This window comes from Bariatricus sp. TF06-38A (assembly GCF_027690675.1).
Taxonomy (GTDB): Bacteria; Bacillota; Clostridia; order Lachnospirales; family Lachnospiraceae; genus Allocoprococcus; species Allocoprococcus comes.
Genome location: NZ_JAQFCE010000021.1, coordinates 30707 through 44274, shown reverse-complemented (window position 1 = coordinate 44274; position 13568 = coordinate 30707). Strand labels below are relative to the sequence as shown.

Annotated in this window: 16 protein-coding genes; 3 read left to right on the top strand and 13 right to left on the bottom strand. The window is 42.1% G+C overall.

Annotated features, from left to right (window positions below; genetic code table 11):
- Positions 1–4: 4 nt before the first annotated feature.
- From PG418_RS14225 to PG418_RS14205, 5 genes are all read right to left on the bottom strand, one after another.
- On the bottom strand, positions 5–1459 hold the full coding sequence (locus PG418_RS14225; protein ID WP_498837554.1) for a Gldg family protein: 1455 nt from the start codon (positions 1457–1459) through the stop codon (positions 5–7).
- Between the two features lie 12 nt (positions 1460–1471).
- Positions 1472–2338 (bottom strand): ABC transporter permease subunit, encoded by an 867-nt coding sequence (locus PG418_RS14220; protein ID WP_175305939.1) that lies wholly within the window; start codon positions 2336–2338, stop codon positions 1472–1474.
- Entirely contained in the window at positions 2322–3443 is a 1122-nt protein-coding gene (locus PG418_RS14215) for an ABC transporter ATP-binding protein (protein WP_498837553.1), read from the bottom strand. The genes PG418_RS14220 and PG418_RS14215 overlap by 17 nt, the downstream gene beginning before the upstream one ends.
- 271 nt (positions 3444–3714) lie before the next feature.
- A complete protein-coding gene (locus PG418_RS14210; RefSeq protein WP_498837552.1) occupies positions 3715–4620 on the bottom strand; it encodes a hypothetical protein in 906 nt (301 codons plus the stop codon).
- 138 nt (positions 4621–4758) lie between these two features.
- Entirely contained in the window at positions 4759–5451 is a 693-nt protein-coding gene (locus PG418_RS14205) for a 5'-methylthioadenosine/adenosylhomocysteine nucleosidase (RefSeq protein ID WP_008374185.1), read from the bottom strand.
- 190 nt (positions 5452–5641) lie between these two features.
- Here PG418_RS14205 and PG418_RS14200 point away from each other — a divergent pair, with 190 nt between their 5' ends.
- Positions 5642–5893, top strand: a complete 252-nt coding sequence (locus PG418_RS14200) for a TIGR03905 family TSCPD domain-containing protein (RefSeq protein WP_055261919.1) — start codon at positions 5642–5644, stop codon at positions 5891–5893.
- Between the two features lie 454 nt (positions 5894–6347).
- On the opposite strand, the gene PG418_RS14195 is transcribed toward PG418_RS14200, so the two are convergent.
- Positions 6348–6818 (bottom strand): DUF6147 family protein, encoded by a 471-nt coding sequence (locus tag PG418_RS14195; protein WP_498837551.1) that lies wholly within the window; start codon positions 6816–6818, stop codon positions 6348–6350.
- Between the two features lie 58 nt (positions 6819–6876).
- Complete coding sequence (locus PG418_RS14190) at positions 6877–7875, bottom strand: DUF4367 domain-containing protein (RefSeq protein WP_498837550.1); 999 nt, start codon at positions 7873–7875, stop codon at positions 6877–6879.
- Between the two features lie 143 nt (positions 7876–8018).
- Between PG418_RS14190 and murG the strand changes: the two genes are divergently transcribed.
- A complete protein-coding gene (gene murG / locus PG418_RS14185) occupies positions 8019–9086 on the top strand; it encodes an undecaprenyldiphospho-muramoylpentapeptide beta-N-acetylglucosaminyltransferase (RefSeq protein WP_055155710.1) in 1068 nt (355 codons plus the stop codon).
- A 78-nt stretch (positions 9087–9164) separates the two neighbouring features.
- Here the strand turns inward: murG and PG418_RS14180 are convergent, their stop codons facing one another.
- Both PG418_RS14180 and PG418_RS14175 read right to left on the bottom strand, forming a co-directional pair.
- On the bottom strand, positions 9165–9719 hold the full coding sequence (locus tag PG418_RS14180) for an RNA polymerase sigma factor (protein ID WP_173686103.1): 555 nt from the start codon (positions 9717–9719) through the stop codon (positions 9165–9167).
- A 17-nt stretch (positions 9720–9736) separates the two neighbouring features.
- The gene (locus PG418_RS14175) at positions 9737–10150 is read right to left on the bottom strand and encodes an HIT family protein (protein WP_008374196.1); all 414 of its coding nucleotides are present in this window, start codon (positions 10148–10150) and stop codon (positions 9737–9739) included.
- Between the two features lie 111 nt (positions 10151–10261).
- Here PG418_RS14175 and PG418_RS14170 point away from each other — a divergent pair, with 111 nt between their 5' ends.
- Positions 10262–10993, top strand: a complete 732-nt coding sequence (locus tag PG418_RS14170; protein ID WP_227119977.1) for an ATP-binding protein — start codon at positions 10262–10264, stop codon at positions 10991–10993.
- 93 nt (positions 10994–11086) lie between these two features.
- Here PG418_RS14170 and PG418_RS14165 read toward each other — a convergent pair whose 3' ends face one another.
- Genes PG418_RS14165 through PG418_RS14150 form a run of 4 tightly spaced genes read right to left on the bottom strand, consistent with a single transcriptional unit; the run spans position 11087 to position 13564 of the window.
- A complete protein-coding gene (locus tag PG418_RS14165) occupies positions 11087–11839 on the bottom strand; it encodes a DUF6382 domain-containing protein (protein ID WP_195368287.1) in 753 nt (250 codons plus the stop codon).
- A complete protein-coding gene (locus PG418_RS14160) occupies positions 11836–12252 on the bottom strand; it encodes a TadE family protein (protein WP_008374200.1) in 417 nt (138 codons plus the stop codon). Before PG418_RS14160 ends, PG418_RS14165 begins: the two co-directional genes overlap by 4 nt.
- The gene (locus PG418_RS14155) at positions 12246–12671 is read right to left on the bottom strand and encodes a prepilin peptidase (RefSeq protein ID WP_049938189.1); all 426 of its coding nucleotides are present in this window, start codon (positions 12669–12671) and stop codon (positions 12246–12248) included. Before PG418_RS14155 ends, PG418_RS14160 begins: the two co-directional genes overlap by 7 nt.
- The gene (locus PG418_RS14150; protein ID WP_055248084.1) at positions 12656–13564 is read right to left on the bottom strand and encodes a hypothetical protein; all 909 of its coding nucleotides are present in this window, start codon (positions 13562–13564) and stop codon (positions 12656–12658) included. The genes PG418_RS14155 and PG418_RS14150 overlap by 16 nt, the downstream gene beginning before the upstream one ends.
- Between the last annotated feature and the right edge of the window lie 4 nt (positions 13565–13568).

The window sequence follows — 13568 nt, the reverse complement described above, 5'->3', positions numbered from 1 at the left end:
CCTCTTACGCTTTCCGTCTTCTCATCCAGATCACAAATCCAAGGATCAGAATTGCAAGCGGAATAATAAAGATCACAAGGATGCTGAATGCACCTGCATGCATCGGTGTGTTGGTCTCAGTCGAAAGACTCTTCGCTTCAATCGCAACATTGTTTACATTATCAAAATTCTCTGTCACTGAATTTACAAACAAAGTCAGGTTATCCAGTGTCGTCAGCTGATCTGTGATATCCGAGCTGATCATAGATGCAGAAGCAAGCACCGTAAGTCTTGCTGTCTTTGTGTCTGTATCCGTTGCATCACTCTCATCGTCTTCATCCTCGCTGTCCGAATCTGAAGAATCCGCAGAAATCGCATTGGTAGAAACGGCTCCCAGGATATACTGTCCCTGTGTCTGGTCATTTTCTGTCACTGCATATCCACTGTCTGATGTCTGCATAAATGGGGTAACCGTCAGATTATCATTATCCGTATCTGTTTTCTCCATACCAGGTGAATTCAGCAGAAGTACCATCTGATTGCTGATGCCGCTTCCCAGGTCACCACTCAGAGAAAGCTGTGGGAAGATTGCATAATAATTTCCCTGGTAGCATCTCTGGGTATCTGCAATATAACCGCTGACTTTTTTCAGTCCATAATCCGACATAATTCCGTCCAGATTTGGTGTGTCTGAAGTCGTATCTCCAAGGATCAGATAAACCTTTCCGCCGTCACTCAGATATTTCTCAATAATTGTCTTTTCATCATCTGTAATATCCGATGTCGGTGCATAGAGAAACAACAGGTCACAGTCATCCGGGATTTCCGGACTCATACTCAGGTTGATTTCTTCCGTCTCCAGATTATTCTTAGTAAGCAGATCACTTACCGAACTTGAAAATGTCGCTTCTCCGTGACCACTGGTCCGGTAAATCTTGCTTGTTTCCTCGCTGGTTACATAATTGATCGCACTGGTAAGCTGTCCTTCTCCGTCGAAAGAACTTTCACTGGCACTTCCGGTCGTATAATAAGAATAATAATCGGACTGGATAATATCTGAAAATGAAATCGTTGTAGACTTTCCGGTTGCATCACAGGACACAACGATTACATTCCCATCGGTATTATATTTCTGAAGAACGGACGGATGCAGTACGCTGTCCACCCATTCCACTTTTACTTTGCCGGAAAGCGCCGCATATTTTTTCACAAAAGTCTTGATCCTGGTATCCACAGAATCCTGTTCTGCGATCACTTTCAAATCTACTTTTTTATCCAGCTTCTTCAGCATTTTTGTGGACACGCTGCTGATATCGTACAGATTGTTGTTGCTGATATCAATATTTCTTACTTTTTCCGGAAGCTGTCCTGCCACCAGATTGATCACGATCGCGATTGCAATCACGATCACTGCAAGCCCTACGCTGTAAGTTCCGTTCCGGGAGGACTTGCTGCTGAACATTTTTTTGATTTTTTCCATGTCTTCTCCCTCCTAACTCCAACGTCTTTTCTGAATGGACTGCATGGTCAGGAAGATAAATACACCTGCCACACTCAGATACAGGATCAGCCCACTCACATCGAAAAGCTTGTTATATGCTACGTTGTCAAATACATCTGCAAGATACAGCTTCTTCATAATGTTGACCAAAATATTTTCAAATAATGAAGATTTTACAAAGCTTATAATCACAACCGCAACAACTCCGATCGCTTCGATAATTCCTGCGATCATCCAGTTTCCCGTCATCCGGTAAATGATCAGCGCCGCAATGGTAACGAATACCACAATACCGATCATGCCGCTTGTAGCTGATGTCGGGAGGAAATCGATCAGTCCTCCCCAGAGATAGATCAGAAGCAAAACGCCAAAGGTTGTTACTGCCGCAATGATCTGACTTTCTGTGAGTGACGAAAGAAACATTCCGATTGCCAGATACACGCATCCTAGCAGGAAGAACATCAGGATCGACAGATAATCCACCTTCAGATACGCCGTTCCAAAGCTCTTAATGATAATTGGGAAAATGCAAAAAATCAGGCACGGTACCGCAAATACCGTCACCATCGCAAGGTATTTCCCCATCACGATATCAAATAATTTTACCGGTGCGGCAAGCAGAAGCTGGTCTGTCTTGTTCTTCCGTTCCTCCGCAAAGGAACGCATGGTGAGCATCGGGATAATGATGATCAACACGTAGTTGATATTCATCAGAACATATGAAAAATAGGGATATCCAGAATTTAAGTTGTACGCCATAAAATAAATTCCCGTGAAGATCACAAGGAATGCGATCAGGACATAGCCTGTCATTGATTGAAAATAGGATTTTAATTCTCGCTTATAAATTGCTGTCATTTTCGAGATCCTCCTTTTCATCCTCACTTGTCGGAACGGCATTTTCTTCCGACTCTTCATCCATCTCAGTCAGCTCGTTCTCTTCTGCCTCTTCCTGCGCATTTTTCTTGCGCCGCTTTACCATCCAACCTTTCTTTTCGCCGTCCTTCATCGCTTTTGCTGCTGCAGGTGTGCTTCCTTGCGTCAGCTCCAGGAAGACATCTTCCAACGTCGTGCGGCTGTGATACAACATAAGTAACGGGCAGCCCTCCTGTGCAAATGCCATAAATACTGTTTCCCTGATATCCTTTCCATCCTTTGGGAACAGACTCGCTTTTACCGTTCCTTCTTCTTTTCCGTGTTCCACAGATGCCTTCTGCACATTGCCGATTGTGCCGATGACTTTCCGTACCGTCTCTTCATTTCCCTTTGCCAGAATTTCCACCGTCTGCTGATTCGTCAGAAGCTTTTCCAGATTCTCCGGTGTATCACTTGCCACCAGTTTCCCTTTGGAAATGATCATAATATAATCACAGACTTCCTGGATCTCTGCCAGAATGTGCGAGCTCAGGATCACGGTATGCTCTTTTGCCAGCTCGCGGATCAGCTCACGGATCTCAATGATCTGCTTCGGATCCAGTCCGACCGTCGGTTCATCCAGAATGATGATCTCCGGGAATCCAAGGATCGCCTGCGCAAGTCCGACTCTCTGCTTATAACCTTTGGACAGGTTCTTGATCAGCCGGTCCTGTACATCCATGATCTTCACCATCAGCATGACCTTCTCAATCTGCTCTTGCCGTTCCTTTTTCGGGATCTTCTTCAGCTCCGCTACGAACCGCAGGTATTCATTTACCTTCATATCCGTGTAAAGCGGTGGCATCTCAGGCAGATAACCAATACATTTTTTTGCCGCCTCCGGTTCCTCCAGTATATTGTGCCCGTTGATCAGCACTTCACCTTCTGTGGCGCCAAGATAGCCTGTCATAATATTCATCGTTGTGGACTTTCCGGCACCGTTCGGTCCTAAAAATCCATAGATCTGCCCGGTATCTACAGTAAAATTCAAATGATCTACAGCCAGATGTGAGCCGTATTTCTTTACAAGATTTTTTACCTCAATCAATGTTGTTCCTCCTGACTACAAAATTTCATGCTTTTCAATTATACGGATGATTTGTGAAACTTCTGGGGGCAATCTGTGTTCATTCTGTGTTTTTTCTATAAAACGGTGAAGTGTAAAAGTGTACCACCTGCCCGATAATAATAGAAATACCGATATCTGGAATCAGATTTTCCACATATCGGTATTTTATATTTTTAAATCATTTTTTACCCGAAAAAGACTTTTTTATATACTGGGCAGATTTCACTTAACTTGCGATTATCCACACCAGTCAGGCAAGGAATTCTTCCAGAATTTCCCGGATTCTTGCCTCTTTTGTCGGCTCCAGCTTTTCGCCGGTATCTTCCTGCTTAAATCTGGAACCGGCTGTATCTTCCATCCGTGCTCCGGGCTGCTGCGTCCGCATTTCATCAGCCTGATTTGCATTCGCCTGTCCCACTTTTGCTACTGTCTGCACGGTCTGCTGCATTTGTCCATCTTCTGTATACCGTTTTTCGTTCGCAGAAGCCACATTTACCGTAGCTGCGCTTGCTGTCACGGTTTCTTCTGAAAATGGTCTTTGCACCTGACCAGAATGCGCCGCTTCATTTTCCTCTGCATCCATTTTCTCCGGAATCTCATCCGCTCTCTGAACCGTAACCTGGATTTCTTTCTGATTGGTCTTCTCATAGCGATGAGCATATGTATTTTCCAGAAAATCTACCATATAGGTTTTCGCTGCCTCCAGCTGATAGGCATCATCCGCAAGCATCCGGAGTAGAAAGAGCGCCAAAGCTCCTATACCGCCCAAAATACCATATCTGTAAAGTCCCTGTTCCCTCTCCCCCGCTGCATAAGCAAGCACTGTTCCTGTGGCTCCAAAGATAAGGCAGAGCCAGATGCTCCCCTTCGCCCACTGCCTCCAGGTATGCAGCCTCACGCCAAGCACCCGGTATTCATACAAATATTTCTCTACAAATGCACCAACATTCTGTACTTTATCACTCACCATACACCCATGCTCAAATTTTGCCCTTACAAGCCGCATCAGCGGATGATTGCTTTTACTCATGTTACTTGCTGCTCTTACCAGCTTTTTCAGTGAAATCCCGGTAATCAGTCTTGCAATCGCGCCGATCCCGATCATCACTCCCGTCAGAAAAAATACCGTTTCTCTCACCACGAACATTTCCAACATAAAAAGAATCCTCCTTCTTAGATTTACCGTCATTATACCGTAAACCTCCGAATTTGGATTCCCTAATCGTTCGCCACAATCCGACATCCTGTCTGGAAACTGACGCTGCTTTTCTGTTTTACTTTGCTGCCTTACGCATTACATTCTTTCTACAAGACCTTTGACAAGCCCTACATAATGGGTGATTGCCATCTTCACAAACTCCGGATAATCCATCGTTGCACTGTTGTCAGCTTTGTCCGAAATTGCACGAATAATGACATACGAAACTTTATTCAGATATGCGGTCTGCGCCATTGCTGCGCCTTCCATCTCCGCACACTTTCCATCAAATGTCTTTACCAGATATTCCTTCTTTTCCTTGCCGGAAATAAACTGATCTCCGCTGAGCACTCTTCCGGTAAATGTCTGAATGTCCGGATTCACTTCTTTGTTTACTTCCACTGCCAGCTTCACAAGCTTCTCATCTGCCGGAAAAGAAAAGGTATCCATTCTCGGAATCTGTCCTACCGGATCGCCAAGCATACTTACATCCATGTCGTGCTGAACTGCATCTGTAGAAATCACGATATCCCCGATGTTGATATCTGCATCCAGAGAACCTGCCACACCTGTATTGATCAGCGTATCCACACCAAAACAGTCAATCAGAATCTGTGCGCAGATTCCCATGTTGACTTTTCCGATACCACTTCTTACAACTACAACTTCCTTGCCGCTCATAATACCTTTGACAAAAGTCATTCCGGCACGTTCCATCGTATCCTGAACTTCCATCGATTCCTTTAAGATTGCAACCTCTTCATCCATTGCTCCGATAATTCCTATCATTTGAAAATCCTCCGTTTTTCCTACATATTGTTTTTATCTATATCTATAGATTTCCCTTCAAAATTACAATAGCTATTATATCAGATTTCTTATAATATGCACTAGCATTTTCTTATAAGGCTGTGTTATAATCATTGAAGCAATTTTATAAGGCACAATAATAGTATAAATATAAAGGAGGACTATACTCATGGAATTTACACCACACGGCGTCTGTTCTAAGAATATTCACTTAGAAGTAGATGAAGCTGGACGTATTCATAATGTTGAGTTCACAGGCGGATGTAACGGTAACTTACAGGGCATCGGACGCCTCGTTGAAGGAATGGATATTCACGAAGCAATTTCACGTATCGAAGGTATCAAATGCGGATACAAAGCAACATCCTGCCCGGATCAGCTTTCACTTGCTTTAAAAGAATATTTAAACAATAACCAGTAATCAAATAATTTTTTCGCAATTTTGCGTCAAAACAAGCAGGTCAGGAATTATCCCGACCTGCTTGTTTTGGTCTAATTCAGTTTAACATTAGTTAGGCTTCTTGCTTGCTCTGATGTTCCATACTCACATACTTCGTGACCGGGTTGTATTATTTGGTCATATGCTTTCTGTCCAATCAGAAAATACGTTTATTAGTTGTGGTCTTTACAGTTCTGTTCGCCCTCTTGTCAGTCTGCAAGACCGGAGATGTTGAACTTTATCAACCTGCAATTCAGACAGGTGTTAAAAGGAATCTTCCCATCTCCCTCCCTCATATTGTTCCCTTGTCCTTACTTTCGCTAACTGCCGCACCGGTTGATAGTCGTATGAATATTTTATAAAAAATATTTTTGGTTTGGTGGTGCGGGGTGTGTTAGAGTGGGTAAGGGGTTGGGATGTTGTTGGTTTGTAATTTTTAGATGTAAATGCCGTTGGTGAATGAATCGCTTACATCTGAGTTTGCGTAATGTACACAGCCTACACGATAATAATATCCAGTTGGTACAGATAATGTCTTACTAGTACTTACATAAACGGAATTATAATTTGTTTCAATCCATGAAGTATAATAACCCCATTTTCCATTCACATATCTTTCTACTGTTACATCCACTGTAATTTTGGAAACAACTTTCTGCCCTACCGTGTTTCCTCCTGCCGCAATCTTACCAGGTCCAGCTTTTGTAATTGTTGATGAGCCACTTTTTAAATACACGCCTCTACTCATCGGTCCCACTGTTACCTCTGAAGAATCTTCATTGGTTAAATAAGAACCATCAACACATTCCGGTACATCTGATGCCTTTGCAACTCCTTGCGTACTGATAAACAATGTACAAACCATAATCATTGTCATAATCAGTGACAAAATTTTGCTTTTTTTCACCTTTCGCCTCCTCTCTACACTATATTAACAATCGAGAGAGAAAAAACTCACGCCATTTTTAGAAAAAAAATAAATTTTTTAAAATTTTTTTAAATTCCTCTTCTTTCATAGTTGTATTTAAAATATAAAAAACATCTTCATACTTAAACTGCGCAATGTTTTCCTCACTTCCATCTGATAATTCATACTGAATAATATCAATTTTATTCCCATCTACTTCTATTTGCTCTTCTTTAATTTTCTTATCTTCTACATCATACCCATGCGATTGTTCCTTATAATTGAAAACCATTTGATATTCTATTATAGTTTCTTCATTACTATAAATTAAACAAACTCTTTTCAACGCTTCATCAATATCACTTTGAACTAATTTCATTCCATCTGATTTTCTTCTAAACCGAACAACATCTACCCCCATTTTTTCTTTTATTTCATCATAAACTTGAAATTCATCATAATCATCTACTTCATTCTTATCCCCATCCTCTCTCTCCGTATCTACCTGTGTCATCTTCCTATCTCCAATAGTCTGCGTCCACAGCTTTCCAAAGAACGGCGTCCCAACAATACTCACCATGCTCCACATCATAGCAAGCACAGCCACGATCGCCACGATTCCATATACCTTCCAGTGCCGTTTTCTCTTCTTAACTTTCTTCTTTCCGGCTTCCTTCTCGATCTCTTCGTTCGTACCGTCGTCACTTGCTTTATTATCTGTTTCATGCTTCACATACTCAATTGGCACAACATTATCTATATAACTGTCACTCTCCACATCTTTCTTAAGATGATCTTTCGTATTCTCCCCGCCGCGAAGTGCCTGAACCTCTCGTCCGAGACGGATTGCCTCCTTGTCGTCATCTGACAGTTTTTCATATGCTTTCTGCTGTTCTTCATATTCTTGGATTTTACTCCACATCTTTTCATCCAGGTCTTCTGGAAAGGAAATGTCCTGCAGTGATTCGTCCGAGTCCATTTCTTCCATGATTTCCCCGGCTTCTTTTTCCAGTTCAGCTTTTAAAAGCTTACCCAGATTATCTTCATGTTTTTCCATTTTAAACCTCATTCTTTTGGATTTCTTTTCCCTTTAACTTGACCTTTTTCCTTCACCTGTTTAATATTATGATATCAGGGCAGTCTCTCTGCCTGTATCAACTGCGAATCTTAATTCGCACCATCAATGGGAGGATTTTTATTATGAAACGCATCATTCTGACCGGCGGAGGTACTGCCGGACATGTTACACCTAATATTGCACTGCTTCCCCGTCTTCGGGAACTGCAGTATGACATACATTACATCGGTTCTTACAACGGTATGGAAAAGCAGCTGGTTGAACAGCAGGGAATTCCATATCATGGTATCTCTTCCGGTAAGCTCCGCCGGTATTTCAGCCTTCAGAACTTTACGGATCCGTTCCGCGTCCTGAAAGGCTTCAGTGAAGCCAACCGCCTGATCAAGCAGTTAAAACCGGATGTAATTTTTTCAAAAGGTGGATTTGTAAGTGTTCCTGTTGTTATTGCCGGAAAGAAGAACCATGTTCCTGTTATCATTCACGAATCGGATATGACTCCGGGACTGGCTAATAAGCTTTCCATTCCTTCAGCTGCAAAAGTATGCTGTAACTTCCCGGAAACTTTAAGTTCCCTTCCTCAAGATAAAGCTGTCCTTACCGGATCCCCTATCCGTCAGGAGCTTTTCACCGGAGATAAAGAAAAAGCCCGCGCTTTCTGTGGTTTCAAGGAAGTAAAACCAGTTATCCTGATCGTCGGAGGAAGTCTTGGCGCAGTCGCAGTCAATAATGCAGTACGCAAGATTCTTCCTGAACTGTTAAAAGATTTCCAAGTTGTTCATCTCTGTGGTAAAGGCAAGCTCGATGAAAAGCTCACCGGTCTGAATGGCTATGTTCAATTTGAATATATTCAGGATGAACTGAAAGATCTCTTCGCCCTTGCCGATGTTGTAATCTCAAGAGCAGGTGCAAATGCAATCTGCGAATTGCTTGCTCTTCGCAAACCAAATCTTCTGATTCCACTTTCAGCTAACGCAAGCCGTGGTGACCAGATTCTGAATGCCCGTTCTTTTGAACGTCAGGGATTCAGTATGGTTATGGAAGAAGAAGAGCTTACAGATGAAAAGCTTCTCGCAGCTGTCCACAAGCTTTATGATTCCCGTGAAGACTTCATAAATGCAATGAATCAGTCTTCTCAGCAGGATCCGATCAAGACAATTATCGGTCTGATCGAAGATGCTGCTTCCAAATAATTTTTTAACAACAGTTATTTACATTGTTCAAAAACAGGTGCCGGAACGACACCTGTTTTCTTTACATATCCATCGGTGCTATTTTGTGTAATCATCAGAATTGTAATGTATCTTTACCCATTTTCTTGCTCTGTACAGTACACCCGTCAGTGCTTGGATACTGATCCCCATAGATTCAGCCACATCTTTTTGTTTTCTCTCCAGACAGTAAACCATGGTAATTGCTTCGTACCAGTTTTCATTTTCTTCGTACAATGCATCCAGAATCGTCCATCCATAACCCACTTTTTCTTTTTGTAAAATTTTGTGGAATACATGCTCCTCTGCACTTTCCGCATATTCCTTCGAGTACAGATCCGAAAACAGCTCAATATCTGCCTTCGGACATTCTCTTGCCCGCTTCTTCATATAATTGATAGCTGTATTTTTCGTTGTTGTTACCAGCCATGCTGCCATGTATTCTTCATCCACTGTATCAAAGTGTGTATATAGTTTTAGAAAAACCTCCTGGAATATCTCTTCCGCTGACTCTTTGTGACTGCCAGAATAATCCATTGCTATCCGATAAACGTTGAACTTATTTTTATAGTACACGTTCTCGAATTCCTTTTTATTCTTATTCTGAAAACTCACTCTAGTACCTCACTATTTTATTTTTCTTTCAGTTTTTCCAGGATTTCATCCCGATCTTCATCTGTAAGTTTACCCGGTTTCCAGCCGAATCCGCTCTTGTCATTTTTATATCTCGGAATCAGATGCATATGGAAATGGAATACGGTCTGACCGGCCACTTCCCCGTTATTCTGTACGATATTATATCCGTCACATCCAAGTACATCTTTTAATCTTGTTGTGATCTTCTTTGCAAGCTTAAATGCTTTTCCTGCCAGTTCTTCATCAATAGAATAAATATCTGCCGCATGTTCTTTTGGCAGGATCAGTGCATGTCCCTTTGTCGCCGGTCCAAGATCCAGAATTACTCTGAAATCATCATCCTCATATATGGTTGCAGATGGAATTTCTCCATTTGCGATTTTACAAAAAATACAGTTCTCATCCCTCATGTTTTTTCCTTCTTTCTACATTTTCTTCGATTAATCTCGAATTTGTTTACGAACCAGACTTTCAATGATAAACTACAACTACTTTATATCATGGAAAGGATGGTCGTTACCATGCCATTTACTGCAAATGATTATGAAAAGTTACATCAGCTTATGAATTCCAGTCCGGAAATTCGTGAATTACTTCAGAAACTCCTGGATTCACAGCAATATACAATCAGCAAGATCAGTCATGAAGTTCGCAATCCACTGACGCTGATCTACAGTACCTTTCAGCTCATAGAGTCCAGTCACCCTGAAACCAGAGATTTCAGCCACTGGTCAGAGCTTCGCGAAGACATCGAATACACAATCTCTCTGCTGCAGGAGCTGTCTGCCTATAATAACAGTGAACATCTGCATCTGAGCACGTTTTCTGCACAGGACTTTTTGGGACAGATCTGCCTGTCCTTTGCCGCCTCCTGCGTAGATACCGACATTGGATTCTCTTCTCTGATAGCCCCTGATCTTCCATCTCTGACGGCCGACAGATTAAAGCTGCATGAAGCGATTCTCAACCTTTTAAGAAACGCCCGTGAAGCCATTTCGTCTGCCGGTTCAATCCGTCTGGAAGCAGTCCTCAAAGATCAAATGCTTCAGATTACCATATCTGATACCGGATGTGGAATCTCACCGGAATATCTCGACACGATTTTTGATCCTTTTGTCACTTATAAACCAGACGGCACCGGTCTTGGTCTTGCCATTGTCAGCCGGACAATCACAGCTCACGCCGGAACAGTAACAGTTACTTCCTCCTGTGGAAAAGGCACTTCTTTTTTGCTTTTGTTACCAATTACATAATCATTTTTATTATAAAAAACACGTAATTGTTTTACAAGTACTTCTTTCCATAAACTGGAAAATGTAGTAAAAAAAAAACATGTCCTATCTTACTTATTCCTCTGAATCATCCGCCATTATCTCATCCCATTGGGATTCCCGTTTTTTTCTACGTTTCTGAAGGCGCTGATTCAGAAATCCCCAGACGCTCTGCCTGTCCTTTACAACCTGCCCTTTCATTTCCTGTTCTGCAATCCAGTCATCCAGGATCAGTTCCTCCTGCAGATCATATCCTGCTTTTTTCTCCGGCTGTATACTCTCCATTTCATTCTCCTTTTTCTCCAGTATCCGCTCCAGCGCATACTCAATATTATAATTTTCTTCCATTGAAGCCTTATGTAATTCATATGCCAGATAGACTGCCTCTTTCTGTTCATAATCTGTCTCCCTGACAAAATACTCTGTAAGCTCATGAAACTTTTCCAGAATATTACCTTCCAGTCCCGGACAATAACAAAAGTAATAGATTTCATCCGATACATAAATATGTCCCGGATCCAGGCTCAGACAGTTCACGTCCAGCAGATAATTCTTCACTGCATAAAGTACCTGGATAAACTGTCTCATAAATTTTTCCAGATCTGCAAATTTCCAGTGCTCTTTTTCTCCCTTTGCCTTCACGGATATCTTCCCACTGATCTCGTAGCGGTACTGGCTTTTATCATCTTTTCCCTGCCCTCTTACCGATAAGAGTCCGGGAATCGCATTTTCCATCAGCATCCGCATCTGATAATCTTCTTTATATAGCTCATCTGTTTCCAGAATCATCCAGGCATGATGTAAATCTCTTTCGTACTCTTCTCTCATTCCTCCTGGTCCCTTTCTACAATCTCCTGCAATACTTTTTTCCTGCGTATTTTTTCCTCTGGCACGGTCAGTGCCGCACTGCGTTTAACAGATACGCGCATTTTTCTCTTTTGCGCTCCTGCTGTCACTTCAAATTCATCTTTTACTACCACAGTTTCCACCGATACTGTATCAAAAAATATCAGTTTGTTTTCAATTCTTTTCTGAAAATACTGCTCCATTTTTCCATCTTCTATTTCCTTTTTCCATCGCCATTCTTCACTTCCGACAATCGCGGTCTCATATGCCGCCCCACCGATAATATTTTTATCATGGTAATAAAAAAGTGCGAAAATGACTGCCATCCAACAAAGCAATACTACCGGCATTAGATACGCCATCTCAACTACGGTACTTCCTTTTAGCTTTACCATATAAATGTCCCCAGATAGCCGATCAGAAGAAAAGGATAAAACGACATTCTTGTCGTCCGTTTCCATTTTCCGCTCCAAAGACCTGCTCCTGCTGCCATCGCAGCCACAAGAAATGCAAGCATCAGCATTCCAAGCAGATTCCAGATCCCAAGAAAAATACCCATATTCAGGATCATCCAGCTGTCTCCGTACCCTATTCCCTCCTGTGACCATTTCGATATCATGAGAAATACAATTCCACATCCCAGTCCGGCAACCCATACACTCCAATGCATCCGTCCAAATAACGCACGGTACAGAATCGCCGCACAGCTTCCTGCGAGCAAATATTCTGTCGAGATTTTCTGATATTTTATATCCTGTGCTGCTCCGAATCCTAAAAAAAATAATCCTGCCAATTTTGCTATTTTCCACCACATTTTGAACATGCTCCTTTTCCTTTTACTTCTGACAGCGGAACTGTATAAACTTTTCTCTTCAGTCCGCTGCATGATAATGAAGTATGATAACGATCCCCGTAATCTGTGACATAGCAGTTGTCATCATTTCCCGGCATCCATCCACACCGTTCACACAAATGATAAATTCCTCCACTGCTGTTTCTCAGTTCCCCTAACTGTGTTTTCGCAACACTGCGCACGGACGGTTCCAGATAAGTGCACTGATAATTCCGGTGATATACGATCCCTGTTTCTGTCACATATACAAGTTCATTATCTCCAATTCCTGCTTCGTAGGTCTTTACATAACCGGTCCATGTCTTCATCCTCATTTTTTCTTTATAATGCAGTACCGGAATATGAAAGACAGGAACCGGCAGTTCTACTTCATATTCTGCCGTCAGTTCCAGCACTCCCATTCCCGGTATCGCCCAGGATCTTTTACAGCTGACTCCTCCGCTTCCGCCAACAATCATACTTCGATCCATTCTTTCTTTCCCGACCGCATTTACAAGATCTGCATGCAGACTTATCGGGTTCAGCACCGGAATTTCTGCAAAACTCTCTGCCACTTGCTTTCCTGCACTCTGCAGTCCGCATCTTACTGCAGACTGGATGCTTCTGAGCTCCAGCATCCAGATCAAACTCACCGCCGCATATAGGAACAGCGGAACACAAAGTACAGCTTCTACTGTTACCGAGGCAGATACAGATGCCTTTTCTTTGACACAAGATATGGCGATCAAATCAGGTAGAAAATCAAATCCTTCCTCCTTTCTGCGAATATCAAATATGTGTTTGTAATTCAATATTTTTCTATACATCATCAAAGGAATTTTATTTATTATTTCGATTGTCCTCAGAAAAGACACCTGT

Excerpts from the sequence above, each read along its gene's own strand:
- PG418_RS14190 (WP_498837550.1), bottom strand. The coding sequence starts at position 7,875 with ATGGAAAAACATGAAGATAATCTGGGTAAGCTTTTAAAAGCTGAACTG.
- murG (WP_055155710.1), top strand. The coding sequence starts at position 8,019 with ATGAAACGCATCATTCTGACCGGCGGAGGTACTGCCGGACATGTTACA.
- PG418_RS14170 (WP_227119977.1), top strand. The coding sequence starts at position 10,262 with ATGCCATTTACTGCAAATGATTATGAAAAGTTACATCAGCTTATGAAT.
- PG418_RS14175 (WP_008374196.1), bottom strand. The coding sequence starts at position 10,150 with ATGAGGGATGAGAACTGTATTTTTTGTAAAATCGCAAATGGAGAAATT.
- PG418_RS14210 (WP_498837552.1), bottom strand. The coding sequence starts at position 4,620 with ATGTTGGAAATGTTCGTGGTGAGAGAAACGGTATTTTTTCTGACGGGA.
- PG418_RS14160 (WP_008374200.1), bottom strand. The coding sequence starts at position 12,252 with ATGGTAAAGCTAAAAGGAAGTACCGTAGTTGAGATGGCGTATCTAATG.
- PG418_RS14155 (WP_049938189.1), bottom strand. The coding sequence starts at position 12,671 with ATGTGGTGGAAAATAGCAAAATTGGCAGGATTATTTTTTTTAGGATTC.
- PG418_RS14220 (WP_175305939.1), bottom strand. The coding sequence starts at position 2,338 with ATGACAGCAATTTATAAGCGAGAATTAAAATCCTATTTTCAATCAATG.
- PG418_RS14200 (WP_055261919.1), top strand. The coding sequence starts at position 5,642 with ATGGAATTTACACCACACGGCGTCTGTTCTAAGAATATTCACTTAGAA.
- PG418_RS14225 (WP_498837554.1), bottom strand. The coding sequence starts at position 1,459 with ATGGAAAAAATCAAAAAAATGTTCAGCAGCAAGTCCTCCCGGAACGGA.
- PG418_RS14205 (WP_008374185.1), bottom strand. The coding sequence starts at position 5,451 with ATGATAGGAATTATCGGAGCAATGGATGAAGAGGTTGCAATCTTAAAG.
- PG418_RS14165 (WP_195368287.1), bottom strand. The coding sequence starts at position 11,839 with ATGAGAGAAGAGTACGAAAGAGATTTACATCATGCCTGGATGATTCTG.